This is a genomic window from Flammeovirgaceae bacterium SG7u.111 (genome assembly GCA_034044135.1).
Classification (GTDB): domain Bacteria; phylum Bacteroidota; class Bacteroidia; order Cytophagales; family Flammeovirgaceae.
The window spans coordinates 2,242,900-2,268,557 of record CP139021.1 but is presented as its reverse complement, the minus strand read 5'-3'; the positions used below and the strand labels follow the sequence as shown (position 1 = coordinate 2,268,557).

General features: G+C 41.5%; 24 protein-coding genes. 10 read left to right on the top strand and 14 right to left on the bottom strand.

The window, feature by feature from the left end:
- Positions 1-6: 6 nt before the first annotated feature.
- From nifK to nifH, 5 genes are read right to left on the bottom strand one after another with little or no spacing between them, the layout of a single operon-like run.
- Entirely contained in the window at positions 7-1,389 is a 1,383-nt protein-coding gene (gene nifK / locus R9C00_08945) for a nitrogenase molybdenum-iron protein subunit beta (protein WPO37575.1), read from the bottom strand.
- Positions 1,390-1,448: 59 nt separating this feature from the next.
- Positions 1,449-3,089, bottom strand: coding sequence for a nitrogenase component I subunit alpha (locus R9C00_08940; GenBank protein ID WPO37574.1), 1,641 nt, complete (start codon positions 3,087-3,089; stop codon positions 1,449-1,451).
- 21 nt (positions 3,090-3,110) lie between these two features.
- Complete coding sequence (locus tag R9C00_08935; protein ID WPO37573.1) at positions 3,111-3,488, bottom strand: P-II family nitrogen regulator; 378 nt, start codon at positions 3,486-3,488, stop codon at positions 3,111-3,113.
- Between the two features lie 17 nt (positions 3,489-3,505).
- Entirely contained in the window at positions 3,506-3,832 is a 327-nt protein-coding gene (locus R9C00_08930) for a P-II family nitrogen regulator (GenBank protein ID WPO37572.1), read from the bottom strand.
- Between the two features lie 13 nt (positions 3,833-3,845).
- Complete coding sequence (gene nifH, locus R9C00_08925; GenBank protein ID WPO37571.1) at positions 3,846-4,670, bottom strand: nitrogenase iron protein; 825 nt, start codon at positions 4,668-4,670, stop codon at positions 3,846-3,848.
- 386 nt (positions 4,671-5,056) lie between these two features.
- Between nifH and R9C00_08920 the strand changes: the two genes are divergently transcribed.
- From R9C00_08920 to R9C00_08900, 5 genes are all read left to right on the top strand, one after another.
- Entirely contained in the window at positions 5,057-6,628 is a 1,572-nt protein-coding gene (locus R9C00_08920) for a sigma 54-interacting transcriptional regulator (protein ID WPO37570.1), read from the top strand.
- A gap of 202 nt (positions 6,629-6,830) precedes the next feature.
- Complete coding sequence (locus tag R9C00_08915; protein WPO37569.1) at positions 6,831-7,226, top strand: hypothetical protein; 396 nt, start codon at positions 6,831-6,833, stop codon at positions 7,224-7,226.
- A gap of 12 nt (positions 7,227-7,238) precedes the next feature.
- On the top strand, positions 7,239-7,457 hold the full coding sequence (locus R9C00_08910; GenBank protein ID WPO37568.1) for a hypothetical protein: 219 nt from the start codon (positions 7,239-7,241) through the stop codon (positions 7,455-7,457).
- Positions 7,458-7,461: 4 nt separating this feature from the next.
- Positions 7,462-7,764 (top strand): hypothetical protein, encoded by a 303-nt coding sequence (locus R9C00_08905; protein WPO37567.1) that lies wholly within the window; start codon positions 7,462-7,464, stop codon positions 7,762-7,764.
- An 8-nt stretch (positions 7,765-7,772) separates the two neighbouring features.
- Positions 7,773-8,171, top strand: coding sequence for a hypothetical protein (locus R9C00_08900; protein ID WPO37566.1), 399 nt, complete (start codon positions 7,773-7,775; stop codon positions 8,169-8,171).
- A 105-nt stretch (positions 8,172-8,276) separates the two neighbouring features.
- Here R9C00_08900 and R9C00_08895 read toward each other — a convergent pair whose 3' ends face one another.
- The 4 genes from R9C00_08895 to R9C00_08880 all read right to left on the bottom strand — a co-directional run bounded on the left by R9C00_08895 (position 8,277) and on the right by R9C00_08880 (position 11,877).
- A complete protein-coding gene (locus R9C00_08895; protein ID WPO37565.1) occupies positions 8,277-8,942 on the bottom strand; it encodes a hypothetical protein in 666 nt (221 codons plus the stop codon).
- 109 nt (positions 8,943-9,051) lie between these two features.
- Positions 9,052-10,455 carry an aminotransferase class V-fold PLP-dependent enzyme gene (locus tag R9C00_08890; protein ID WPO37564.1) on the bottom strand — a complete coding sequence of 468 codons (1,404 nt, stop codon included), beginning with the start codon at positions 10,453-10,455 and terminating at the stop codon, positions 9,052-9,054.
- A gap of 49 nt (positions 10,456-10,504) precedes the next feature.
- Entirely contained in the window at positions 10,505-10,807 is a 303-nt protein-coding gene (locus R9C00_08885) for a helix-turn-helix transcriptional regulator (protein ID WPO37563.1), read from the bottom strand.
- Between the two features lie 311 nt (positions 10,808-11,118).
- The gene (locus tag R9C00_08880; GenBank protein ID WPO37562.1) at positions 11,119-11,877 is read right to left on the bottom strand and encodes a tetratricopeptide repeat protein; all 759 of its coding nucleotides are present in this window, start codon (positions 11,875-11,877) and stop codon (positions 11,119-11,121) included.
- 349 nt (positions 11,878-12,226) lie between these two features.
- Here R9C00_08880 and R9C00_08875 point away from each other — a divergent pair, with 349 nt between their 5' ends.
- Entirely contained in the window at positions 12,227-12,940 is a 714-nt protein-coding gene (locus tag R9C00_08875; protein WPO37561.1) for an FKBP-type peptidyl-prolyl cis-trans isomerase, read from the top strand.
- A gap of 3 nt (positions 12,941-12,943) precedes the next feature.
- On the opposite strand, the gene R9C00_08870 is transcribed toward R9C00_08875, so the two are convergent.
- Together R9C00_08870 and R9C00_08865 are read right to left on the bottom strand one after the other, a co-directional pair.
- Complete coding sequence (locus R9C00_08870) at positions 12,944-13,597, bottom strand: hypothetical protein (GenBank protein ID WPO37560.1); 654 nt, start codon at positions 13,595-13,597, stop codon at positions 12,944-12,946.
- Between the two features lie 98 nt (positions 13,598-13,695).
- Positions 13,696-14,853, bottom strand: a complete 1,158-nt coding sequence (locus tag R9C00_08865) for a hypothetical protein (protein ID WPO37559.1) — start codon at positions 14,851-14,853, stop codon at positions 13,696-13,698.
- A gap of 263 nt (positions 14,854-15,116) precedes the next feature.
- On the opposite strand from R9C00_08865, the gene R9C00_08860 reads away from it, so the two are divergent.
- Positions 15,117-15,707: a hypothetical protein gene (locus R9C00_08860; protein WPO37558.1), complete on the top strand. Its 591-nt coding sequence runs from the start codon at positions 15,117-15,119 to the stop codon at positions 15,705-15,707.
- Positions 15,708-15,837: 130 nt separating this feature from the next.
- On the opposite strand, the gene R9C00_08855 is transcribed toward R9C00_08860, so the two are convergent.
- The gene (locus R9C00_08855) at positions 15,838-17,613 is read right to left on the bottom strand and encodes an ABC transporter ATP-binding protein (GenBank protein WPO37557.1); all 1,776 of its coding nucleotides are present in this window, start codon (positions 17,611-17,613) and stop codon (positions 15,838-15,840) included.
- 357 nt (positions 17,614-17,970) lie between these two features.
- Between R9C00_08855 and R9C00_08850 the strand changes: the two genes are divergently transcribed.
- The gene (locus R9C00_08850) at positions 17,971-19,083 is read left to right on the top strand and encodes a Glu/Leu/Phe/Val dehydrogenase dimerization domain-containing protein (GenBank protein ID WPO37556.1); all 1,113 of its coding nucleotides are present in this window, start codon (positions 17,971-17,973) and stop codon (positions 19,081-19,083) included.
- Between the two features lie 87 nt (positions 19,084-19,170).
- Positions 19,171-19,947, top strand: a complete 777-nt coding sequence (locus R9C00_08845) for a segregation/condensation protein A (protein WPO37555.1) — start codon at positions 19,171-19,173, stop codon at positions 19,945-19,947.
- A gap of 174 nt (positions 19,948-20,121) precedes the next feature.
- On the opposite strand, the gene R9C00_08840 is transcribed toward R9C00_08845, so the two are convergent.
- Complete coding sequence (locus tag R9C00_08840; GenBank protein ID WPO37554.1) at positions 20,122-22,095, bottom strand: sialate O-acetylesterase; 1,974 nt, start codon at positions 22,093-22,095, stop codon at positions 20,122-20,124.
- Positions 22,096-22,439: 344 nt separating this feature from the next.
- Here R9C00_08840 and glmS point away from each other — a divergent pair, with 344 nt between their 5' ends.
- Positions 22,440-24,284, top strand: coding sequence for a glutamine--fructose-6-phosphate transaminase (isomerizing) (gene glmS / locus R9C00_08835; protein ID WPO37553.1), 1,845 nt, complete (start codon positions 22,440-22,442; stop codon positions 24,282-24,284).
- 27 nt (positions 24,285-24,311) lie between these two features.
- Here glmS and R9C00_08830 read toward each other — a convergent pair whose 3' ends face one another.
- Positions 24,312-25,355, bottom strand: coding sequence for a LacI family DNA-binding transcriptional regulator (locus tag R9C00_08830; GenBank protein ID WPO37552.1), 1,044 nt, complete (start codon positions 25,353-25,355; stop codon positions 24,312-24,314).
- Between the last annotated feature and the right edge of the window lie 303 nt (positions 25,356-25,658).

Genomic DNA, 25,658 nt, shown 5'->3' with positions numbered 1-25,658 from the left:
GGTGTGTTACATAACCAGTTCAAATGACTCTTCTGGGCTTTCAGCATCTTGCTTGTCCATAAAAGCATTCAAGATTTTCTCGAGCAACCTGATGCCGCCCATGTAGCCTACCACTGGGAAATAGCTATGGCCAATCCTGTCGAGAATAGGGAAGCCCATCCTCACAAAAGGCGTATTTTCATCCCTAGCGATATACTTTCCATAAGTGTTACCAATGAGCAAATCCACAGGTTCTTCCTTTATCCACTGGTGCATCAGGAACATATCCGCTTGTGCCCCGTTTTTGATCTTTGCCTCAGGTACTCTACCATCCAATGCTTTTTCAATCTTTGCCTTAAACTCTTTTCCATTTGAACCGCTCACGATGTACACAGGCTTCATGTCCAAGTCGGCAAGGAATTCCGCCATGGGAATAAGGTGATCTGGGTCGCCCCACAAAGCAACTCGTTTTCCATGTAAATATTGATGCATATCGGTGATGACATCGAGCAAACGACCACGTTCATCGTTTACCTCAGTCGGAACTTTCACTTCTCCATATTTTGCAAGTGCTTGAATAAATCGGTCAGTTGCTTTTAAGCCGATAGGAAGTTCTCCAACACTGAAATTCACTTTACATCTGTTATCCAACTCAACAGCAGCATCTTTGGTAGCCCATTCTCCCAATGCTAAGGAATGTTTGCTGTTACCAACAGAGATCAGGTCGGTAATTGTTGCACCGCCCCTTGGGTAAAACTCGTGCGTTCCAATTTGCGGAGCATCCATTACATCGGAAGTATCGGGGAACATGATGACCTCTACTCCCATCATTTTGCAGATGCGTTTTATCTCGCGCATATCTGAAGGCTCCACCCAGCCAGCAATGATATTGAGCTTTTTACTCTTTTCTCCGCTCGATTCGGCAAATCCTTTCACTATCCCTTTTACCATATTGGCATAGCCAGTTACGTGAGAACCAACATAACTTGGTGTGTTGCAATGGATCACGTATTTTCCAAAAGGGATTTTACCATCATCTCTCGCTTTTTCAATGATCTGAACCAAATCGTCGCCGATGGTTTCAGACAAACAAGTAGTGTGTACGGCAATAATATCTGGTTCGTAAACCTCAAAGATATTATTGATGGACTGCAAGAGGTTTGCCTGCCCTCCAAATACAGAAGAACCCTCTGTAAACGAGCTCGTCCCTGCCATTACTGGCTCTTTATAGTGGCGCGACAAAGTGCTTCGGTGATACGAGCAGCAACCTTGCGAACCATGGCTATGCGGAAGGCATCCGTGAATGCCCAATGCTGCATACATGGCACCTATCGGCTGGCATGTTTTAGCCGGATTGATCGTCAGCGCCTTCCGCTCTTTTACATCTTTTGTTGTATGGCGTAATAACATAGTTTTTTCTTTTAAAAAATGAAGAATAAAGACTAATTGGGCTCAAACTGCTGAGGCAGCTAGACCCCAACCGTACCTACAATTTCAGGCTCACCTTTCCACGGAGGGGTAATCAAATCCCATATCTTTGTACCGACTATTCTTTCCATGTCTGTATAGAAATTGACAGCTCCTTCAAAGCCTGCGTAAGGACCTCCGTAATCGTAGCTATGTAATTGTTTCAATGGAACACCCATTTTTTGAACCGCATATTTTTCCTTGATACCTGCACAGAAAACAGCTGGTTTGAAGAATTCGACTAGCTTCTCTGTTTCCCAATGAGTGATGTCATCCACAACAAAAGCATTTTTCTTCATATCCGCCATCATACCGTCGTAGTTCGAGAACTTAAAGCCTTTGCTTTCGAGCCTCGCCCTGTCATCGTCCGATTTTCTTAGCTCGAATTTTTCAGTATCTTGGGTTACGTGAAGTTCCTCGATATTACGGCTGTCGGCATCTATTTTAATGTTGGGCAATACCTCCCGTCCTTCGTAGTCATCTCGGTGGGCAAATTCGTAGCCGGCAGAGATTGTCTCCATTTCCAACTCTTTAAACAGCTCTTGATAAGAGTGCGCCCTCGACCCACCTACAAAAAGCATGGCTAGCTTTCCACTGGTGACCGCTTTTGCTTTGTCCACCACTACTTTCACCTCGCCCAGCTTTTTGGTGATGTACTGCTCTATTTTGTCTATGAGCTCTTTGTCTTCAAAGTACTCACCTATTTTGCGAAGAGCTTTGGCTGTAGCTTCCGCCCCTATGAAGTTGACTTTTATCCATGGAATACCATACTTGGTTTCCATCATTTCAGCAATGTAGTTGATAGAACGGTGACACATAACCATATTGAGATCAGCCGTGTGCGCCTGCTCAAAACTGGTGATGGTCGAATTACCACTAAAGGTTGAAACGAGGGTAATTCCCAGCTCTTCGAACATCTCCTCAAGGACAAAAGCATCTCCACCAATGTTGTACTCACCCAACAGGTTAACTTTGAACTTACCTTCTGGTCCATCGTCGTTACGACCTACCACGTGAGTAAGCAAGCCGTTATTGGCAATGTGGTGACCAGCGGACTGGCTCACTCCTCGGTAACCCTCGCAGCTAAACCCAAATACATTGATACCCAATTCTTTCTTCGCCTCTTTTGCCACTTGGTGAACATCATCCCCAATCAGACCGATAGGGCAAGTAGAGAAAACTGAGATTGCTTTTGGCTTGAACAGATCGTAAGCCTCCATAATGGCAGCTTTCAGCTTTTTCTCTCCTCCAAACACGATGTTTTCATCCTGCATATCGGTAGAGAAACAATAGCTAATGTAGTTTTCGCCATTCAACTTATCGTTCGGGTCTTCTGAAGGCGGCCTGGTCTGGTTCCTTCTGGTGAGCCAACTGTAAAAACCACAACCAATTGGTCCATGTGTCAGGTTGATCACGTCTCGCGTAGGTCCTAACACCACTCCTTTACAACCCGCATAGGTACAGCCCCTTTGGGTAATAATGCCCGGAATTGTCCGTACGTTCGATTGTATTTCTTGAATTTGATCAGGATCGTTGGTGATCATGGACTTTGCTCTTTTTTTGGCCACCTTTCGGGGATATTTCTTTAATATCTCCTCCTTTAATTCCTCAGGATCGTTAAAATTTGTATTTTCTGTAGGCATTGTTTTTTCTTTTAAATTCTGTTAGTCCAATACTACTTCTCCGGTTTCCCCAGTTCTTACCCGAATTGCATCCGTCATTGGCAGGACAAAAATTTTCCCGTCGCAAGGGTTGCCAGTTCGGTTGGCTTCTATGATCGCATTTACCGTAGCTTTTACTTTTTTATCTGAAACTACTAGGTTGATCATCCTATGTGGTCTCAGCACCGGATGAGGACCAAGCCTGCTCAAAGCCTCTGGTACATTTTGCCTTGCACCTTCCATCAGCTTGGCGTCCCATTCACCCTTTCCTCGGCCAAACACACGCCCTGTAGCAAAATAAGAGGGCATTCCTACCTCAGAAAGCGCTTTTCTCGTTTCATTAACTTTATCTATCTTGATGATAGCCATTATCATTTTCATAGAAATTTGCTTTTAGGTTATAATTCTTTTGACGCCCGACTAATAGTATATGCCTCTTCTACTGGTGAAACAAAGATTTTACCGTCTCCAAATGCTCCTTTTTCGCCTGTCCTCGCTGATTCTATAATGGTGTTGATCGCAAATTGCTTGTCATCATCTTGCACCACTATTATCAAGAGTTCTTTGGGGAGTTCGTCATAAGTAACATCTCCTACCTTTATCCCTCGTTGCTTTCCCCTCCCAGCTACCGGAATTCTGGTAACTGCCACATAGCCTGCCTCAAAAAGAGATTTCATTACTTTACCTACTTTGTCTGGTCGCACAATTGCTCTGATCATTTGCATAGTTTACTCCTCCTTAGTTTAGAATCCCGAAATCAATTAACAACGTCTCTAATTCTTCTATTTTTAGAGGTGTTGGCACAACGAACATGTCGTTAGCATCGATTTTCTTTGCCAAAGCTCTGTATTCATCAGCCTGATTATGAGCAGGATCGTAATCGATTACCGTCTTACGGTTGATTTCGGCTCTTTGGACCATGTTGTCTCTTGGTATAAAGTGGATCATTTGCGTACCAAGCTTCTTGGCAAGCTCTTCTATCATTTGGCGCTCATTGTCAACATTTCTACTGTTACAGATAAGCCCACCAAGGCGAACTTCCCCTGCCTGAGCAAATTTCACTATACCCTTGCAAATATTGTTAGCGGCATACATTGCCATCATCTCACCCGAAACTACAATGTAGATTTCTTTCGCTTTTCCATCCCTGATCGGCATGGCAAACCCTCCACATACAACATCACCCAATACATCGTAAAAAGCATAGTCTAATGCATGGCTATCTTCGTAAGCTCCTAGTTGCTCCAGCATATTGATGGAGGTGATGATTCCACGACCGGCACAACCAACACCTGGCTCAGGACCTCCAGACTCTACACAAGCTGTGTTGGCAAAACCTGGTTTTAGGATATCTTCTAACTCGACATCCTCACCTTCTTCCCTAAGTGTATCTAGCACCGTCTTCTGCGCCAAACCTCCTAGCAATAACCTTGTTGAATCAGCTTTTGGGTCACAGCCAACTACCATGACGTTTTTTCCCATTTCAGCCAAACCTGCTACCGTATTCTGAGTAGTAGTGGATTTTCCAATTCCTCCTTTTCCGTAAATCGCAATTTTTCTCATGTCTAAAAAATTTTAAGTGATGATTCGAGTATTTGCTTATCAGCATATATGCCAAAATAGAGAAGAGGGACGGGAGAAACCCGAAAAAGAAGGGTAACTATCAACTAATGTGAGACTTATGAAATTTAAAATATCCCAAAACGAACTTTTTCCAGAAATATTATTTTTACGAAAATGTAAACTTTAAAAACCTTTTTTTACAAAAAGGGAAAAAGTGAAACATGTTAATTATGAATAAAACAATTTTACCGTTCTTTTTTTAGTTGAAATAATAGCATTTAAAAGTTCCTCTTATTATTTTTATAAAAAAACTAGGTTTTATTATATGAAAATGCGACTAACTTTTTAAACTCTCATTGTTTTTAGTCATAAACCTGTGTTTTCAAATGGACAGAATTTACTGCGAACGGGCTGGCAAAGCATGTTACGGGGATTCAGAACTTCCTCTCTTGTTTGAGATCAGTAATATCATAAACAACAGCATGTATATAAAGAAGGCGTTAGATCCTATTATGGAACTAATAGCCAACTATATGTTTGCTGAGCGCACGCTTTTATCTGTATTAAATCGAGAACTTTCCAGCATTTATATTGAAGCAGGCTATGGTCTTTCCGACGAAGAAAAAAGGAAAGGCAAATACCTCATAGGAGAAGGTATTACTGGAAATGTAATAAAAACCGGAGAAGCCATTTTCATTGAAAAAATAAGCGATGCAGCTGGGTTTGTAAACAAAACCCGAATACGTAAAACTTCAAGCCAAGAGGACCTTTCTTTTGTATGTGTACCCATTGTAGTAAAAGACCGGATTGCAGGGACATTGAGCCTCGTAAGAAAACACGATCCTTTTCTCGATAAAGAAGAGCTAATCAGAATCTTAGGCGTAATTGGGACAATGGTTACCCAAGCGGTACGCAGAAGGCAGCGCAGCATTGAAGAACTCACCAGGCTCAGAAAGGAAAACAGGCAACTCTGCGATGAGCTTAAAAACAGTTTCGCTTACGAAAACATCATTGGAAACTCATCCAAACTCAAAGAGCTTTTTAAGTTGATCCAACAGGTTTCACGTACTCAAGCTACCGTGCTTATTCGGGGAGAAAGCGGTGTGGGTAAAGAACTGGTAGCCAATGCGGTTCATTATGGAAGCAACCGCAAAAAGAAGCCTCTTATAAAGGTAAACTGCTCGGCGCTGCCTGAAAGCTTGATAGAAAGCGAACTATTCGGCCATGAAAGAGGGGCATTTACTGGAGCCGATTTCCAAAAAAAGGGACGTTTTGAGCTGGCGGAAGGGGGCACTATTTTCCTCGATGAAATTGGAGACTTGCCCATTCAGTCTCAGGTAAAAATACTCCGTGTACTCCAGGAGAAGCAATTTGAACGAATAGGTGGAGGGAAAACCATAAACTGCAATGTCAGGGTAGTGGCTGCGACCAACAGAAACCTTGAAAAAGCGATAAAGGCAAATGATTTTAGAGAGGATTTATATTATAGACTAAACGTATTCCCCATCTATATTCCTCCTTTGCGAGAAAGAATCAACGATTTGCCGCTCTTGGTCGATCATTTTATACAAAAATGCAACAAAAAAAATGAGACCAATATCAAGCGCATCTCATCGGCAGCTTTGGACATGATGATGATCTACCATTGGCCTGGAAATATCCGAGAACTGGAAAACTGCATAGAACGTGCGGCCATTGTAAGCGATGATGGCGTAATCGATTCTCAGCACCTACCTCCTACTTTACAGACTGCCCAGTCTTCGGGAACTGTGCGCAGCGGAACTTTGGAAAATGTATTGGATAAGGTAGAAAAACAATTGATCATTGAGACGTTGGCATCTACCAAGGGAAATGTCTTAAAATCAGCCAAGCAACTTGGTATTTCCAACCGAAAACTCGGGCTACGGATCACCAAACATGATATCGACGTAAGTAAATTCAAGCTCCTCAAAGACTAAGTTCCAAATAGTAAACTTATCTATCCTGCCTTTTCCCGCCTTTATTTCTTTACATAAATGTAAAAAACCCGTATTCTACTCTAACCATAACATCCTGATTACAAAACAATTATATCGCAATGGCACTAGGTTTGGAAACTACATTATCTAGAAATCATAACTTCCATGATTATTAGCGGTACAACCTTTTAACATTACAAAAATGAAAGTCATTATTCCCGTAGTTGAGAACAAAAATACCAGCCACTTAACAGTGGACGAGTTCAGAAATGCGAGCAAGGCATGTATTTACGATTGTGCCACCAAAACCCGTGACTTGGTTTCCATAGATCAGCTGATCAAAAATGCAGGAAACCTCACAGTAGAGCTAAAAGCTAAAGGAATCCATACAGTCATCAGCCCTAATATGTCTTTCTTTTCATTGAGCCTATTTCTCGATAGCGAACTGAAAGTCTTTAAGGCAAAGGGTCTAAATCTGGAAGACAACATTCAGCTATACGTAGAAAACCAACTCGAACCTTACAACAGATATGCAGGTTTTGGAGTTCCGGGTTGTTCCCCTTCTGCCTGTAGCTCATGCGCCTCTGACTGCAACTAAACGGACGAAATCATGTCAATAGGAAAAGCCATCAGGTTCGTAAGGAAATTTGCCAGAAGCCATGAGTTTAGGAAAGAATGCCACAGTTTCTCCAGGCAAGAATTGCTCGAAACCTTTGAGTTTGATGCATACGAGCTGGAAGATGCTATAAATATGCAGCTAGTGAAATGCCAAACTGAAGATGAAGCTATCCCTTATTTACAACTACGAATGTATTACCAATTACTCTAAAGCCATGAAATTCAGACCCATTGAAAAAGTACGAACGATTATCCAAGACGCTACAGGTCTGGATATTATGTATGCATACGACGACCTTGTTTTTGCAGAATACGGCACCTATTTATTTCAGTTTGACGATAAAAAAGACGATAATTTGATCTGTTTTTTGAACGAGGAATTTGATAAGCAAAAATACCCTGAGCAGCTAGAAAAGCTGGAAGATACAAGTAAACAACATGGGTACAGCCTCCTATTCAAGGGCAAGTTCAGCATGACACAAGAAAACGAAGAAATCAAAATTAAATTCATAAACTAGGAAGAAAAATGACAACAGAAAACAATTCATTGACATGGGAATTTTGGCTCAAAGAAGGAGACCAATACCTTAAAGCTTCGAAGCCTGATGCAAAAAGCAACCGATTTGGAACACAAATCGTGTACAATCTGCTTTCTATGTCTTTGGAAAAGTACATCATGGCCATCTTGGACTTCAACAAATCACTTCCCGAGAACCATACCTATACAGATCTTTTCAATGCACTAGATACTGTTATCAGTATAGACTCTGGCTTAAAAAACCGAATTCTTCAGTATGAAAGTATCCAGTCTATTTGCTCGGTAGATAAATTCGAAATCAATGACCCAACAGAAGAACAAATCAACGACCTAAAACAAGCGCTATTGGAGTTTAAGGGAATTGCCCACCAAGCTTGCGCGGCTTAAAAAGCTTGCCCTATCCAAGTATTCAGTATCTAATTTTAAGGCGGATCGACTTAATCTCGTCCGCCTTTTTGTGATGCCGAAAATGGATTACATCGCCTTGGACAATCAATCTAACCTCCTGTACGAGCTAATTTCTAAAAAATTGCTCTTCATTAATTTCTTGAGCTCTTTCCTTCCGGGGTTTAGCTTGTACCCAACTACTTTTCCACTGTCGGAAGTCACTTCTTGGAGCTCGGTTACTTCTTTCACCTTCTCGATATCCTCAGGGAGTTTTACCCTTGAAAACAACAATTCATCCTTTTTCAAAGTCAGCCTCCGAACCTCCCAACTGTTCTCCCCTCTTTCATAGTTCAAAAAATAATTCCCCTTAAACTTTTTCAACACTTGCTGATCGGTAATTGCAAACAAGGTATCCTTAAAATAATAATGGACGCGAACGGAATCAGGAGAAAAGAAGCTCAGGCTTATCTCATAGTTATCTCCTATTACTTGGGTAAAATCAGGTGTTTGCTTCACGATCTTGGTGGAATCGAGTTCTAAATCTAGCGAATCTATGAGCATTACGCCATCTATCTCCATCCAATTTACCATTGCATGTTCAGTGATGGTCAGGTGCATGCTATCTGAAGGTGAAAAGTATGTTCCCCGAAGTTTCTTAGGTATTTCTCCCAAGTTCTTCGAGCTAGCAGGTTGAGCTTCTTCAAACCTAACTGTATCCTCACAGGCAAAAAGCATTAAACAAATCAGCAGCAACAGGTTATTTTTCACCATTATTATTGAGTTATGAAAAAATAAAAGTCAAAAATAACAATATAATATTGTAAACATTTAAAAAAACAAGTTGTATTTGTTTATTTACAACAATATTTAACATTGCTCATTATTGATTAGCATCTACCAATCCAAGCGCTTTTTCAAATGATTTTACAGCCACAGATATATCCTTTTCAGTAGTAGCCCACGAACAAATACTTACCCGCATCACTTTTTTCCCAAACCACACTGAGCCTCCTAACCAGCAGTCACGCAATTCCTGAATAGTACGCAAGACTTTTTCTGTTATTTCGTCCGTATCGCAGCGAACAACTACCTGATTGAAAACTACATCATTTTCTACATAAAAGCCTTTTATTTTGCTTATTTCACTCGCAAACTGTTTTGCCCTTTGCACCATGGTGAGAACCATTTCATCTATCCCACTTTTTCCTAGGTATTTCATTATCGCCCACAGTTCTATGATCCTTGCTCTTCTCGACATATCAGGTGTAAAAAACATTCCGTCCCTTTCTTTACTTTCTATCAGGTAACTTCCCGAGGCATGTAGCGCAGAAGTAATAGCCTCTTTATCTGCACACAACACAATTCCGCAATCGTATGGCGTGTTCAGTGTTTTATGTCCATCTACCGCCCACGATGTAGCATATTCAATTCCTTTGGTCAGGTATTTCAACTCTTCCACTGCTCCAGCCCATAAACCAAATGCTCCATCAATATGGATCCAAGCACCAGCTTGTTTCGCCTTCTGGCAAATGGCCTCAAAATCATCAAATGCCCCGCTGTTTACATTCCCCGCTTGTAATATCAACAGCGTATTTTCATCTAACTCAGGAATTGCTTCAGGAACAATCCTACCCTGATCGTCAACTTCTACCCATTCAATATTTTCTTGCCCTAGGCCCAGCATACTTACTGCTTTCAAAATTGTGGAATGCGCATGTTTACCCGTAACGATCCTAATATCCGGAGCATTTTTCAACCCTTTTTGGTTGATATCCCACTTATGTTTCTGGAGAATGCGGTACCTAGCTGCAGCCAAGGCACAGAAATTTGCCGCAGAAGTCCCGCTCACAAAGCCCGCAGAAATACCTTCAGGCAGGTTCAATATTTCCGCCAACCATTTTTCCACCACCGCTTCCAGTTTGCTACCTATGGGGGAAAGGACATTCAAAGCAGGCGCCTGATCCCAAAAAGTCCCCAGACTTTTTGCAGCCAACCCTACCGGAACAGCACTTCCTGTGACGAACCCAAAATACCTTCCCCCCAAAGTCGCTGTGGCGGCAGGACTTCCAAATCGGTTTAACTGCTCCAATACCGTTTCGGCTTTGCTTGAAACAAGAGGAAGCTTTTCGTCAAAAACTGACAAATTCGCCAAAGCCTCTTCGGTAGGATAAACATTTCGGTCAAAAATGCTTTCTAGGTATTCGAAAGAATATTGCTGAGCTTGCTGGAACAACTCTTTGCCCCTAATCTCTTGAAACATTTGGTTTTGGATGGTTTCTTTCATGTTTGTCAAATTTATAAATTTAGAATTATCAATTTGTTAGGGTAAAAAATTAGAGTTCCTTGGATAGGTGCTCAATATACTCTTTTATAATTTCTTCATTTCGTTTGAAATATGTCCATTTCCCTATCCTTGTCGCTGTCACAAAACCAACGCTTTGCAACTGGGACATGTACTGCGATATGGTTGACTGAGACAGATTAGCCTTCTCCTTGATGAATACAAGGCACACGCCAAAGTCAAAATGACCCAATTCCTGATGAGGGGGAAAGTTTGCCTCAGGGTCTTTCAGCCAATCCAATATATCGACTCTAGTCTGGTTTGATAGTGCTTTACTAATCTCTACTAAATCCATGGGGCAAACATAACACATTTATAAATACCGATTTGTAGATTTATGTTATTTTTTTTCCTTAAAATTTTTATCAACCATTATCAAAACTCACTCTCTACCCGTCTACTCCATCGCAAGGGACTACAACGCTGTTTACCTTAATTTCCACCTCTGCCCAGTGGAATTGTTAGTCGCTCCCCTGTTTTGCCAAAGTATACAGTACAATTTCGATTTGTTCAAAAGATGGGGGTTCTTTTGAGGGCAAATAAACAAGGTCGAGATGGATTGACACCACCTCGACCTTGTTTTATCATCTTAAATTATTCAAACATCTACCCAGTTCCTTTCCTCTTCAGCCCGCCTTTCAAAAAACTTACAAACTCTTGAAAGGTTTCTCTTTTGGAGAACACGTCCTTTACTATACGCCATTTGCTTAGGGTATTTTGAGTAGTTTCCACTTTGAAAGCTTCCCTTCTCTCTTGGGCTACTTGCGCTTGTCTTTGCCTCTCAGCTTCTTTTTCGGCTCGGTGCTTAGCAAGCATTTCATCGATTTCTGGACCATCCATTGCCTTGTCTTCCACTCCTGCCAGTTTATCAGCTTTCTTAAAGCTGTTGTTGGCCCTTTCCCTGTAGCCCAATTGGTCTTGGAGCATGCCCAGATTATTGTATGCCACTTCATCTTCAGGATCGAGGGCTATGGCTTTTTCATAATCGGCAATGGCACTTCTCACATCCCCCATCTTCGCTTTTACATACGCCCTGCTCGAGTAACGGTAAGGGTTCTGCGGCTCTAGTTGCTGAGCATGGTTGAAGTCTTCCAACGCCTTTTGGTTGTTGCCTTGAAGGTGAAAGGCCACCCCTCTTTCAGAGAAAATATCTGCGCGCAAGGGCGCTAACCCTACAGCGCTATCAAAGTCTTGGATAGCCAATACGAACTCCCCTAACTTGAGGTGTGCCACCCCCCTGTTATAAAAGGTTTCCAAGTGCTTGGGATCCATTTTGAGCGATTTGTCGAAACTGAGAATAGCCTCGGCAAATTCCCCTTTTTTGCATTTTTCAATGCCCGATAAAAAATAGATGTTTTGTGACATTAGTTTATCTCTGGTTGTAGTTTGCAAAAGTACATCAACTAAAATTATAGCTCAACTCTTTGAAAGTTTCTTTACTTTTTATTGGAAATTCACATTGATTAAAAAAGCATATATGCACCTGAAAGAAGCCAAAATATACCTTTCATATACATACTGACTAACTCAATTTTCTTATTTCATTTTTCTACCCATTCCTCTCTAACTTATTACAAAGTCAAAGGTTTTGAGGACAATCAGTTATTTCCTTTACATATTTTCGCATATTTGCGGAGCTTTTAAAGGGGGCACATTGCCAACTTCTAAGCTTTTGAACTGAAAAATCACATACATCACTAATTTATTTATTCTAATGATTAAGAACATTTCAATTTTTGCAGCCCTTGCAGCGCTATTCATGTTTACTAGCTGTGAAAAAGGCGGCCCATCTAATGTATCTTTGAGCTCTAACATCGACAGTGTGAGCTATGCAATAGGTATTGACATAGGAAACAGTATTGCTCAACAAGGCATCGATGGGTTTAACCTCGAAGCTGTAGCGAAAGGCATCAACGATGCATATGATACTACTAATACAAAAATGCTTGACGACGCTACTTGTCAAATGATCGTTCAGTCATTTTTCCAAGCTAAGCAAGCCGAAATGATGGCTGAGCAAAACAAAGCTGCTCAAGCATCTTTGGAAGAAGGCAAAGCTTGGTTAGCAGAAAACAAGGCTAACAATAGCAACGTGATTGAAACAGAAAGCGGCTTGCAGTACGAAATCCTTACAGAAGGAACGGGTGCTCAACCAACTGCTGAAAGCACTGTAAAAGTTCACTATCACGGTACTCTAACCGACGGAACTGTTTTCGATAGCTCGGTTGACGCTGGTGAGCCAGTAGAATTTCCATTGAACAGAGTAATCAAAGGTTGGACTGAAGGTGTTCAACTAATGAAAGTTGGCTCTAAATTCAAATTCTACATCCCAGGTGACTTGGCTTACGGTCCACAAGGTGCTGGAGGCGGGCAGATTGGGCCAAATGCTACCTTGATCTTCGAAGTAGAGCTTCTTGAAGTAAAATAAGCATCAAGTTCGCTTGATATTTAGCTGGGCATAAATCATATCCGCTTGTCTTTTCAGTACAGGTTGGTAAGGGTTTATACCCAGCATTTTTTCAATGATGTCCAATGCTCGTTTTTGCTCGCCCAGCTCCATATAGATAGTAGTCAAGCCCGAAAGTGCCCCAAAATGCCTTGGTTCTAGCTCCAAGGTCACCGCAATATCATCCATCGACTTTTTAAACTCCCCGTTGAGGTAATACACCGTTGCCCTTTTGTTCCATCCTTCGGCATACTCTGGGTTTTCCTCTATAATTTCTGTAAACAACTCCACAGCTTCCTTATAATCCGAAACCGAAATAGCTTTTATTCCTTGCTGCATCAGCTCGTCCAGCGCATCGTCCCCGCTTTGCAACCACGTTTTCCAAATCTCCCCTACCAATTGCTCATTATATCCTGGGTCTTCTGCTGTTTCTAACATCAAAAACAAACTGTCGAGATGTCTTTTTTTCCATTGGTTGAAGTACATAGCCTGTTCAGTTTTTATTTTATTACTATTACCTTTTTCTTCTCCAGCTTGCCCACAGCTCCACGCGAACCCTGCTAGCAAACAGACTAATGGCAAATACAATCCACCCAAAAACACGGCTGTTCCTTTCCGTCGAGCTTCCTTCTTGTCCATTATCGGCGTATTTTCTGGATTCAATTCAAAGGCATTGTTTACCAATAAGAACAAGATGTCGGAGGAAAAAGTTAAATTTTATGCAAATCAATGCTAGTCTAAGCATAGGAACCATGTTTCAACAACATCCTTATCACATACAGCACCCCAATAAATGCTTGGAAAACATAAAGATAAACGAGTGCTTTTTCAGGCTTATCCAGCCCTTTGAAACCTAAGGAGAGCAATCTCCACTTAAAAAACAGCAACACACACACCCAATGCAACACGTAGCTCGCCACTATCGCTTGCCAAATAAAATTGCTGTGGTACTCCCTCCTCCCCGTTTCGGAAAAGAAGGCAAAGATAAATACGGCAGCCCCTAGCAAAGCCAAGGCATAAAAGAACAGACGTTCTTGCCTTAGTTTTTTTCTGTAAAGAACAAAAAAGAAAAGAGGCAAGGGGAAAGAAAAAAGAATAGAAAGCAGGATATTCTTAGAATAATAATTCCAGATATGGAAAGGGGCTATTTTCACCCCTCCACCCTCTCCGCTAAGCAACTCGGCTGCTTCTGGGCCGCTGGCATAGAGGAAATAATACTGAATGCCCACACCCAATATTCCTACCACCACAGGAACCAACCCCAGCCAAAAAGCTCTCTTAAACCTAAAGGAAGAAAGTAAAAAAAGTGGGTAGACCATTGCCACACAAAAGAAAAAGCTTGGCTTCACCAGTACATTGAGTAACGTAAGCAACACCAAAAAAGGAAGCATGCTAGGCTCAGGATTTTCCAAAAAATGATAGCTTTCCCAAAACAGCAGCAATGCAAATGGGAAAAGCATAATGGTGGTACTGTTGTGCCAGTGGTTGGGCGGGATTTGCCCAAAATACCAGTTGTTGTACCAAACGGGCAGGGAAAACACAAAAGCCAATAGCAACATAGTAAAGTTTAGCAAAGCTTTTTTCTCTTTTCCAAGTTCAGCCACAAGTAGCTTTGTGCTCAGCCAAAACTTCCACGCCACAAAAAAGGCAAGGACAAAGCCTGTGCTCAATTGTAGGATAAAAAAATCGGTAGAGAAAAAAGCTAAAGCCCACACCAAAAGGTAGTAGCCAACATTAGGTCGCCAAATTCCTGTTTCCACAAAAGCCTGAATATGCAAGCAGTGCCCGTACATATCTAAATGATGGATAGTAGAAAAGTAATAAAACACTGGTGTGAAGACCACAAAAAGGGCAAGTGCTATCCGAAAGGAGTTATTAAAAAATGAGAACGGCATATAAATAAGCTTCTGAATCTTTTGAAATAGTAAGGTTCTTTATGATTTTAATTGATAAATCTATTGAGCAATAGTTATAAGGTAGAAGTTATAAATTATAATATCCCTACCTCACCCAATAGATCAAGAGTCAAATAGTAAATTATACTACTTTTGGAAATTAGTTTTCCAATGATCATCAAAAAAGCGGTGGAAACGAAACGAGCACCCAGATTTAGGCAAACATTTTTTTATAGCATTTAAAACGAGAATAGGCACTCCAAATGAGCATAAAGAAAGAATATTTCATTTTCGAGATAGAGAAAACCTTAACTTTTGTGTTGACTGAGGACTACCTTCAATTTTCACGAACCAAAAAATACCCCTATTCAGACATGGCGCTATGGCGCTTCAGAAGGCAAGAATTTGAGCTACACACCTTGCGCCATGGTAAGGAAGCAATTATTATTTTTGGCAAATCGGATGAGCTGGTGGATATATTGAAGGAAAAAGGGGTGAAGGTTGTAGAAAGGGAAGTTGAGGAAGTGGACTTGGAAAAAGAAGTGATCAACCTCAACAACGGAGGGAAGCTTCATCTTGAAAAAAGCCAAGGGGGAGGGCTCGCATACTGGTTTTATATTTTGCAAGAAGAGGAGCACACTATCTGGAGACTAACTGGCATCTGCAACCTGAACGTGATAAAACGCCCCGTCCATCTTCGGTTTAGGAGAGTTGCAGACGCTAAGGGAAAACTCTCTATCGAAATCAAAAAACACCTCAAAGATGGACAAGAAGCCTCCTGCCTTTACGCCCTTCTGACCATCATTAGCTTCGTTGCTTTCATCTTCTTTATAGGATGGTTGATTTTTGCATAAACGCAACCATCCCTCTCAATGTCATCAACTTAAGCATGTTTTTGAAAGTTAAGCAAGACGCCGAACATCATTTTTAAGCACGAGTGGACACTCGCACTAGACGTTTTATATATTTTGAACATCAACCAAATCACCTCGCCTGAGCCACCTCTTTGTACTGGATTTTGTAGAGCTGAGAATAAAAGCCTTCCAACTCTAGCAACTCGTCGTGGTTGCCTATTTCCATAATTTCGCCTTTGTCCATCACAATGATCTTGTCAGCTTTCTGGATGGTAGCCAAGCGGTGGGCAATTACGATGGAAGTTCTGCCCTTCATCAGTTTATCAATTGCCTTTTGGATCATTTCCTCCGTTTCGCTATCTACCGAAGAAGTTGCCTCATCGAGGATGATAATTTCGGGGTCGTACACCATAGCCCTCACAAAAGATATCAGTTGCCTTTGCCCCACGCTAAGGGTTGCGCCCCGCTCCATCACGTTGTAGTCTAACCCGCCGGGCAAGCGCTCGATGAATTCCTTCGCACCAACTAGCTCAGCAGCTTCCATCACTTTTTCATTGCTGATATCCTTATTTCCCAAGGTGATATTATCGCGGATACTTCCCGAAAACAGAAACACATCTTGCAACACCACGCCAATATGGCTGCGGAGGTTTTGCAATTTGTACTCGGTCACATCCTTCTCATCTATCAAAATCCTTCCTTTGTTTATCTCATAAAAACGTGAAATAAGGTTGATGATAGACGATTTTCCGGCACCGGTAGCTCCTACAAAAGCGACGGTTTCCCCAGGTTTTACTTCGAAAGAAATATTTTTCAACACAAAGGTTTCATCATCGTAGGCAAAAGAAACATCCTCAAACTTCACATCGCCTTTTAGGTGGTCGGTTTCGTACTCTCCATCGTCTGAAATATGGTCTTGGTTATCGAGCAATTTCAAAATCCTATCAGAACTTACGATACCCAACTGCAAGGTATTAAACCTATCCGCCAGCATCCTCAACGGTCGGAAAAACAAATTGATGAACAAAATAAAAGCAACGATAACGCCCGGATCCATGTTTACCTCAATCACGCTCTTTGTACCGTACCAAATCAGCAAACCCGTACTCACCGCACCTACTATTTCCGCTACAGGAAAATAAATGGAGTAATACATTACTGTTTTGATATTCGCCCTTAAATGCTCTTTATTTATTTTCTCAAACTTCTTGTACTCGCGTTCTTCACTATTGAAAATTTGCACAATGCTCATTCCCGTTATATGTTCTTGCACGAAGGTATTGAGGTTTGAAACCGCATTTCTCACCCTATTGAAAGCATATTTAATTTTCTCTTTGAAAATGTACGTGGTGATGATCATAAAAGGGAACGTACACATGGTAACCAATGTCAGTTTCCAGTTCATGGAAAGCATTACGGCCAAGATTACTACGAGCTGGAGTAGGTCTCCAATAATAGCGGCAACTCCATTGGTGAAAATCTCGGAAAGTTGTTCAATATCGGATACGGTTCGGGTCACGAGCTGCCCTATGGGTGTTTTGTCGTAGAACCTGAGCCTCAATCCCAAAATATGCTTGTAAAGCTTTACCCGCATGTCCCGAATCACATACTGCCCCAACCAGCCTGAAAGGTAGGTATGGGAAAACTGGATAAATGCCTGCAAAAGTGCCGTGGCTATAAGCCAATAGGTCATTTTGAGCAAGCCTTGAAAATCACCGGGAATCACAAAGTCATCAATGGTCATTTTGATGAGGATGGGGCGGATCGGTGCAACTATTGCGAGGGAAATGGTAAGGAATACGAGTACCCAAAACCAATTTATGTAAGGTCTTACGAAAGGGAAAATCCTTTTCAGGATCTTGGCATCAAAAATTTTTCCGCTTTTCGTCTCAGGTGCTTTGCTCATTGATGAAGGTATTTGAAAATATAAATTGCGTAAACACAGTTCAAACTGCTATTTACATAGAATGTGTAAGTTTAGCCGATACTTCGGTTTGCTATTTGGCAAGCAAAACTAACTAATTTTATAGCGATTATTTCTAGATTTGGGCCTATGCTATAGTAAACATTAGCTGAATGCACTTTTTTATAAGCCGATTTCAGCATAAAATGTTTCATAATAAAAATAAGAGGTTGTTCAAAAACAAACCTCAACCAAACAACACATGCGAGCAAGAGAAATTGTGGTTCTTAAGCCTTAGAAACTTAAGATAGTGACCTGCTCAAGAAAATTAACACATTTACAAACAACCACACACAACTTATGATGACAATGGAGGAAAAGGTGACAAACGAAGTTTCTTCAACCGAACAAAGTGTTTTTTCTGCCCTTACCGAAATGGGGCACGAACAAGTGGTCTATTGCCACGACGAACACACAGGCTTAAAAGCTATAGTTGGCATCCACAACACGGTGCTGGGGCCAGCCATTGGCGGCACAAGGCTCTGGGCATATCAATCGGAACAAGAGGCATTGAGAGATGTTTTGAGGCTTTCGAGGGGAATGACCTTCAAAAATGCTATTGCTGGGCTAAATGCCGGCGGTGGAAAAGCGGTCATCATTGGCGATCCGCGGAAAACGAAAACCGAGCCTCTTTTGAGGGCTTTTGGCAAATTTCTCAACAATCTCAACGGCAAATACATTACTGCCGAAGATGTGGGAATGAACGCCCAAGATATGGAATATATCGGCATGCAAACGGAGCACGTAAGTGGAATGCCTGAGTACCTAGGAGGAATGGGCGACCCTTCTCCACACACGGCCTACGGCGTGTACATGGGGATGAAAGCTGCCGCTAAAGTTGCCTACGGTTCGGATAGTTTGGAAGGAAAAAAGGTTTCGGTACAAGGGGTTGGATCTGTGGGAGAAATCATCATCGATTATCTCCAAAAAGAAGGGTGTAAAATCTATGTTTCCGAATTTTACGAGGATAAGCTAAAAGAGATTACAAGCAAATACAAAGTAGAGGCTGTTGGGATGGATGAAATCTACGACCTAGATGTAGATATATACTCGCCTTGTGCGCTGGGCGCAACAGTAAACCACCAAACACTCGACAGGCTCAAATGCGACATTATAGCGGGCTGTGCCAACAACCAGTTGGAAGATGAGGCTATCCACGGTGATCTGTGCGTGAAAAAAGGGATTATCTATGGACCTGATTTCTTGATCAACTCTGGTGGTGTAATAAATGTGTATGCCGAAGTTATAAAAGCAAGCCACGATTGGACAAAGGCTCATGTGGAGAAGATTTATGGAAAATCACTAGAGGTGATAAGCCAATCGGTAAGCGAGAAGAAAAATGCGCAAACAGTCGCTATTGATATGGCCATGAAACGCATTAACGATATCGCTAAGGTGAAAGCTCCTTATTAAATACTTTAGCAAGTCATTCCGTGCCTGACACGGAATGACATTTATATCCAGGCTCATTTATCAGATTTTTATATTAAACAAAAAGCTTTGGAAGAACATTTTGAGGTAAAAATCCCACTATTTGAAGGTCCGTTCGATCTCTTGCTCTTTTTCATCAGAAGGGATGAGTTGGATATCCACGATATTCCTATATCTAGCATCACACAAGATTTTTTGGACTACCTCCACCAGTTAGAAAAGATGAACATGGAAGTAGCCAGCGAATTTATTTTGGTGGCTTCTACCTTGATGCGGATCAAAGCCAAGATGTTGCTCCCAAGGGTGGAAAAAGACGAGGAAGGTAATGAAATTGACCCAAGAGAAGAGCTGGTGAGGCACTTGTTAGAATACAAAAAGTACAAGTCGGTACTGGGCGAGCTGGAAGCTTGGGAAGAAACCATGCTCCAAAAAGAAAAGCGGGGCAATGTGGTGAAAGAAATAAAAAAGCTTAGCGAAACGAGCAATGTAGACTCTGAAATGGAAGAGCTCGACCTTTACAAACTCTTAAAAGTTTACCAGCAAGTAATGAAACGCATGAGCGAGGTAAAAGAACGGCCCATCCACAAGGTAACCCCCTACCCTTACAAAGTAGAAGAACAAAAAGGCTATATTTTGAACATGCTTGGAACACAAGAGCGCCTTTCTTTCGAAAAGCTCATCTCTTTGGATGCGAACAAGATTGCTGTTATTTTCAATTTCCTAGCAATTTTGGAAATGTTGGCTAGCAACTACATCGCTATTCAAATTGGCGGAGGCTACAACAACTTTTGGATTTCGAAAGGGGAAAAGTTTGGTGAAGAAATATTAGGTTCGGAATTTAATTAAGAAGTTGTTTTGAAATTCATAGATATTTTTCCAAACAGCGTCTTAGTTTTTGCTAAAAAAAAAGCTGCCCTTTTGGAGAGCAGCCATCCAACCCATTAGAATTTCCACAAGAAAACAAAACCTGCTTTAGGCAAAACACCCGCAAAAACATATGGACATTGAACACAGCCCTTCTTAAAAACGCCTAATTACATCTTTGGTAATTCCATCCCAGGCATCGGTACGGAATGGGTTCGCAGGCAAGCCTTCTTTGTTGTACAAGTTCAAGTCATCAGGATTATCCGCCCAGCCATATCGTACTGCTACAGGGGCTTCCACTTTATCTGAATAAACTATCACTTCGTTTCCCTCAATTTCGGCCTTTGCCCAGTAAAACTTCTTATCTGCACCAGCTATGGCAAAACCATTCAAGTATCCATATTTATCTCTTATTTCCAAACCACTGCCTACATGATCGAAACTGATTCGAATCTTATTTCCTTCAACTTTCATCGACTTGTACATGGGACTTGAATACACCAAGTCTTCCCCATACGCTACTTTCCTTGCTGCTAAAGAAAGCCTTTTCCCCACATCTTCTTTATTCCGAGGATGGATATCATGCTCTTCTCCAATATCAATAATCACTGCCATTCCAGTGTTTGGCAATGAAAGTGTTTTCGTTTGAGCCTCTCTGAGTTCGGCCCATTCACTATCGGTAGGGGTTGTTGGCGGAGCCATATAATTGGCCAATTGAACCCATAAAAAAGGAAAATCGCCTATGCCCCACTTTTGCCTCCAATCCTTGATCATTAGCGGGAAGTTCTCCCTGTATTGGTAAGCTTGACCTGCATTAGATTCACCTTGGTACCAAATAGCCCCTTTGAAAGCAAAAGGGATTAATGGATTCACCATTGCATTATAAAGGAGTGTCGGTTTGCTATTAGGGTTAGCAGATATATTGATTTCAGCAGCACCAACTTTATATTGCCACTCCCCAACCAAGCTCAGTTTTTCTTTGTTCGACTCAATATAGAAGTCTTCTGGCTTAGGGTAAATACCGCCACCTCCGCCAGTATCATTTACCCTTACCACTATCAAATTCTTTCCTGTTTTAAGTATAGAATTTGCAGCATAATAGGTACGTACTTTATTGTAAGGACCTGGTGTTTCTCCCACTTTTACCCCATTTACCCAAGTAATGTCTTGATCATCAATAGGCCCTAAGTTAATGGTAATGCCATTTTCAACCTGCTCATCGGTTAATTCTATTTCTTTTGAAAGCCAAACAACCCCATCCAAATCGTCTAAGCCCTTACCTTCCCACAAACCGGGGAGTTCTATCGGTTTCCAGTCTGACCGGTCGAGCTCGGGAGACGCCCAAAGCCCTTTTCCATTTACATAACCAGCATCTTTGGTTGGCAAATCGCCCAACTTTTCTACTAAAGCAGCTTTTCTTTTATTGAACAGCTCACCCAGATTACTCGCTTGCAATTCTGTTACTACTTCTCCATAGGTTGGAATCGTATTGATAGCTTCGGCACTGATCCAAGTTTCAACAATAGTCCCGCCCCAACTGGTATTGAGCAACCCAATTGCCACGTTTTCTGTTCCCAATAGCTCTTTAGCAAAATAATAGCCCACGGCCGTGAAAGATGCCGCAGTGTTGGGACTACATACCTCCCACTCGCCACCATCCAATTTGTCAAGAGGTAAATGACTAACCTTTTTGGGTACTTTGAAATGCCTGATCATGGGGTGGTTGGCAGATGCAATTTCTGCTTCAGCATTCTTTGTGTTTTCCAATACCCATTCCATGTTCGATTGCCCCGAGCAAACCCATACTTCACCAACCATGATATTTTTGACGGTAGTAGTACCTTTTTTGCCAGAAATCACCATTTCATAAGGACCTCCTGCAGGAGTAGGGGCTAATTTCACCATCCACTTTCCTGCCTTGTTGGGCTTTGCCTTGAGCACCTGCCCATTAAAGCGAACAGTTACCCGCTCCTTGCGGTCTGCCCAGCCCCACACAGGTACTTCCACATTTCGCTGGATGACCATGTTGTCACTAAAAAGAAGAGCTGGCTGTACCTCGGCAAAGGAAAGTTGAGCAAGCAACAACAGAAAAAAGAAGCTTGGTGAAAAAAATTGTTTCGTATTGTTCATTTTCATTTGTGGGTTGAATAAAAAATTTTGCGTAGTATGAAACGAAACTACTAAAGAAATTTGTAAATGGCATAACATTTTAAGGTTTCCTCCTTGTTAAAGCCAACAACAAGCCATAGATAACCATCCTGTTTGAACAATGCGGAAAGCCAGTACAGGAAAAGCAGAATTTCCTGAATGAAACCTTAATTTTTCAATTGTGATGCTTAGTTTTGATCACCGAGATAAGTCATTTGTCTGTTACTTGGTACTAAAGGATCAAAAACGTACAATAAGCCAAGTTTTGACCATCTGTTAATACAACTAATAATTTAACCTTCTCATTAAATTAAAGAAAATACAATATGTGTGGAATAGTCGGATACATTGGGCATAGAAATGCAGCTGAAATCTTGATAAAAGGTCTTAAAAGACTAGAATACCGTGGCTATGATAGTGCTGGCATCGCTCTTATCGACAAAAACCTATCTGTTTATAAGAAAAAAGGGAAAGTAAGCGACCTAGAAGCTCACTCGAAAGGAAAAAACCTAAATGGAACGATTGGAATCGGACATACTAGATGGGCGACCCATGGCGAACCAAGTGATCGCAATGCTCACCCACACTATTCTTCAGATAAAAAGCTCGCCATCATTCACAATGGTATTATAGAAAACTATGCTTCTATAAAAAAAGACCTGGAAGGAAAAGGACATGAGTTCTTGAGTGAAACAGACTCAGAAGTCATGATTCATTTCATTGGGGAAATAAAAAAGAGCAATAACTGTAGTTTGTTTGAAGCGGTGAGAATTGCCCTTACCAAAGTAGTTGGTGCATATGCCATCGCTATCGTTTCTGAAGATGAGCCCGATCAAATTATTGCTGCCAGAAAAGGCAGCCCATTGGTTATTGGGATTGGTGAGGACAATCAAGAGTTTTTCCTAGCTTCTGATGCGACACCTATTATAGAATACACCAAAAATGTGGTTTACCTCAAAGATGAGGAAATTGCTTTGATGACCAGAGACGGTGAGCTTACGGTAAAAACATTAGAAGATGTAACCAATATCCCATATATCCAAACTTTGGAAATGGAGCTTGAAGCGATAGAAAAGGGCGGTTTTGATTACTTCATGCTCAAAGAAATCTTCGAGCAACCAAAGTCTGTTTCCGATTCGCTCAGAGGAAGGCTTATTGCAAGTAAACAATACGCTAAACTTGGAGGTATCCGGAAGCATATGAATGATTTGGCAAATGCCCAAAGGATCATCATTGTTGCTTGTGGAACTTCATGGCACGCTGGGCTGGTAGCCGAATATGTGATAGAAGAGCTTGCCCGTACTTCGGTAGAGGTAGAATATGCTTCTGAGTTTAGGTATAGAAATCCTATTATCAACCCAGGCGACGTGGTGATTGCCATTTCCCAATCAGGGGAAACAGCAGATACGCTTGCCGCTATTGAGCTAGCCAAATCAAAGGGAGCAATTATCTTAGGGGTTTGTAACGTAGTTGGTTCTTCTATTTCCAGAGCATCCGATGAAGGTGCTTATACCCATGCCGGTCCTGAGATAGGTGTGGCTAGCACCAAAGCATTTACCGCCCAGCTTTCTGTTCTTTATATCCTCGCACTATCTCTTGCCAAGCATAAAAAAACGATCACGGATAACCAGTTTATTGAGCTTTTGAACCAACTAGAAAGCGTTCCGGCTAAAATTGAAAAAGTGCTTCAGTTGAATGATCAGATTGAAAAAATCAGTGCGATTTTTAAAGATGCAAGCAATTTTCTTTACCTCGGACGTGGCTATAACTTCCCAGTAGCCCTAGAAGGAGCTCTGAAGCTGAAAGAGATATCTTACATCCATGCGGAGGGCTATCCTGCAGCAGAAATGAAGCACGGGCCTATCGCCTTGATAGATGAAGAAATGCCAGTGGTGGTAATCGCTACAAGGGATAGTTCATACGATAAAATTGTTTCGAACATCCAAGAAGTGAAAGCTAGGAAGGGGAAAGTAATAGCCGTGGTGACGAAAGGTGATGCATTAATCCCGAAAATGGTCGACCACGTAATTGAAGTTCCTTCTACCCACGAGGCCATCATGCCAATGGTTTCGGTGATTCCACTTCAGTTGCTTTCTTACCATATCGCCCTCATGAGAGGCTGTAATGTGGACCAGCCACGTAACTTGGCTAAATCTGTAACAGTAGAATAGTTTTTTCCTATATATACGAAACACCTTCTAACCAGAAGGTGTTTTTTTATGCCTATTGGTAGAGCCTCTTATGATCAATTTGGATTTAAGCACATCTTTTTGAGGATCAAAAGGGGATTCTTCGCTCGCATTTATTTGCTCCAACAACCTTTGAGCTGCTATTTCACCCATTTGGAAACTAGGCTGGGAAATGCTGGTAAGTGCAGGCTCTATCAGTTCGCAAACGGGTTCATTATTGAAGCCAATTACGCAAAGTTCCTGTGGTATTTGCAAGCCTCTTTCTTTAGCCACCAGCATCATACTTATTGCCATTTGGTCGCTATAAGCCAAAACAGCATCAGGCGGATTCGTATGAAAAAGCATTTTTCTTGCCCCTGTCATTGTCTCTTCTCTACTAAAACCGCAGTGGACAAAAAGGCTTTCATCTATTTCTTGTCCGTTTTTTTTCAATGCGGCTTTGTATCCTTCCAGTCGTTTGTTACTGATCTGCACAGTATCTGGACCTCCCAAGTAAGCAACCCGCTTGCAACCAACTGAAATCAAGTGCTCTGTAGCTTCATAAGCCGCTTCATAATTATCAATAACTACTTTAGAAGTATCAATTTCTTCGCATTCTCTGTTGAAAAACACCAAGGGAGTTCCTTTTTGGATAATTTTTTTGAAATGGGAAAACTCTTCTGTTTCGCTCGATAGAGATATAATAAAGCCAGCTACCCTCCCCGATATTAAGTCTTTCACATCTTGAGCCTCACTACCAAAAGACTCATTGGATTGGCAGATAATAATATTATAACCCGCCTTATTCGCCACATTTTCTATCCCCGAAATAGCTCTTGCGTATAAGTGATAACCGATATAAGGAACAATTACCCCAATAGTATTTGCCCTTTTCTTGAGCAAGTTCAAAGCCAGTATGTTGGGCTCGTAGTCTAAGTCGGTAGCAAGCTCCATTACCTTCTTTTTGGTTTCGGTATTTACATCTGGGTGATTGCGCAAAGCTCTGGAAACCGTAGAGATGGAAAGCCCCAACTCTTTTGCCAAGCTCTTTAGCGTAACTTCTGCTTTCTCCATAAATAATACAATTTTAAGCCTACCATTTCTCGTGAAATAATTCTAAAATCACGAACTCTTCAGGATTAGCTCTTCTTAACTTCTTGAGCAATTTGGGAAAAGAAGAAGACTTTTGCAAAGGTTTTCGGCAAGGTTTGCAAAAGTTTCTGGTGAAAAATCAGGCACTTTTTCTAGGTCTTTCAATCAAATAAACTTTACCTTAAGAATAAGCCGACCAGAAGTATCAAACAAGCTTTTGGACGCATGAAGGCCACTTCGTGAAAAAATATACAAATAATACAATTTTCACCTTCTAAACTGAAT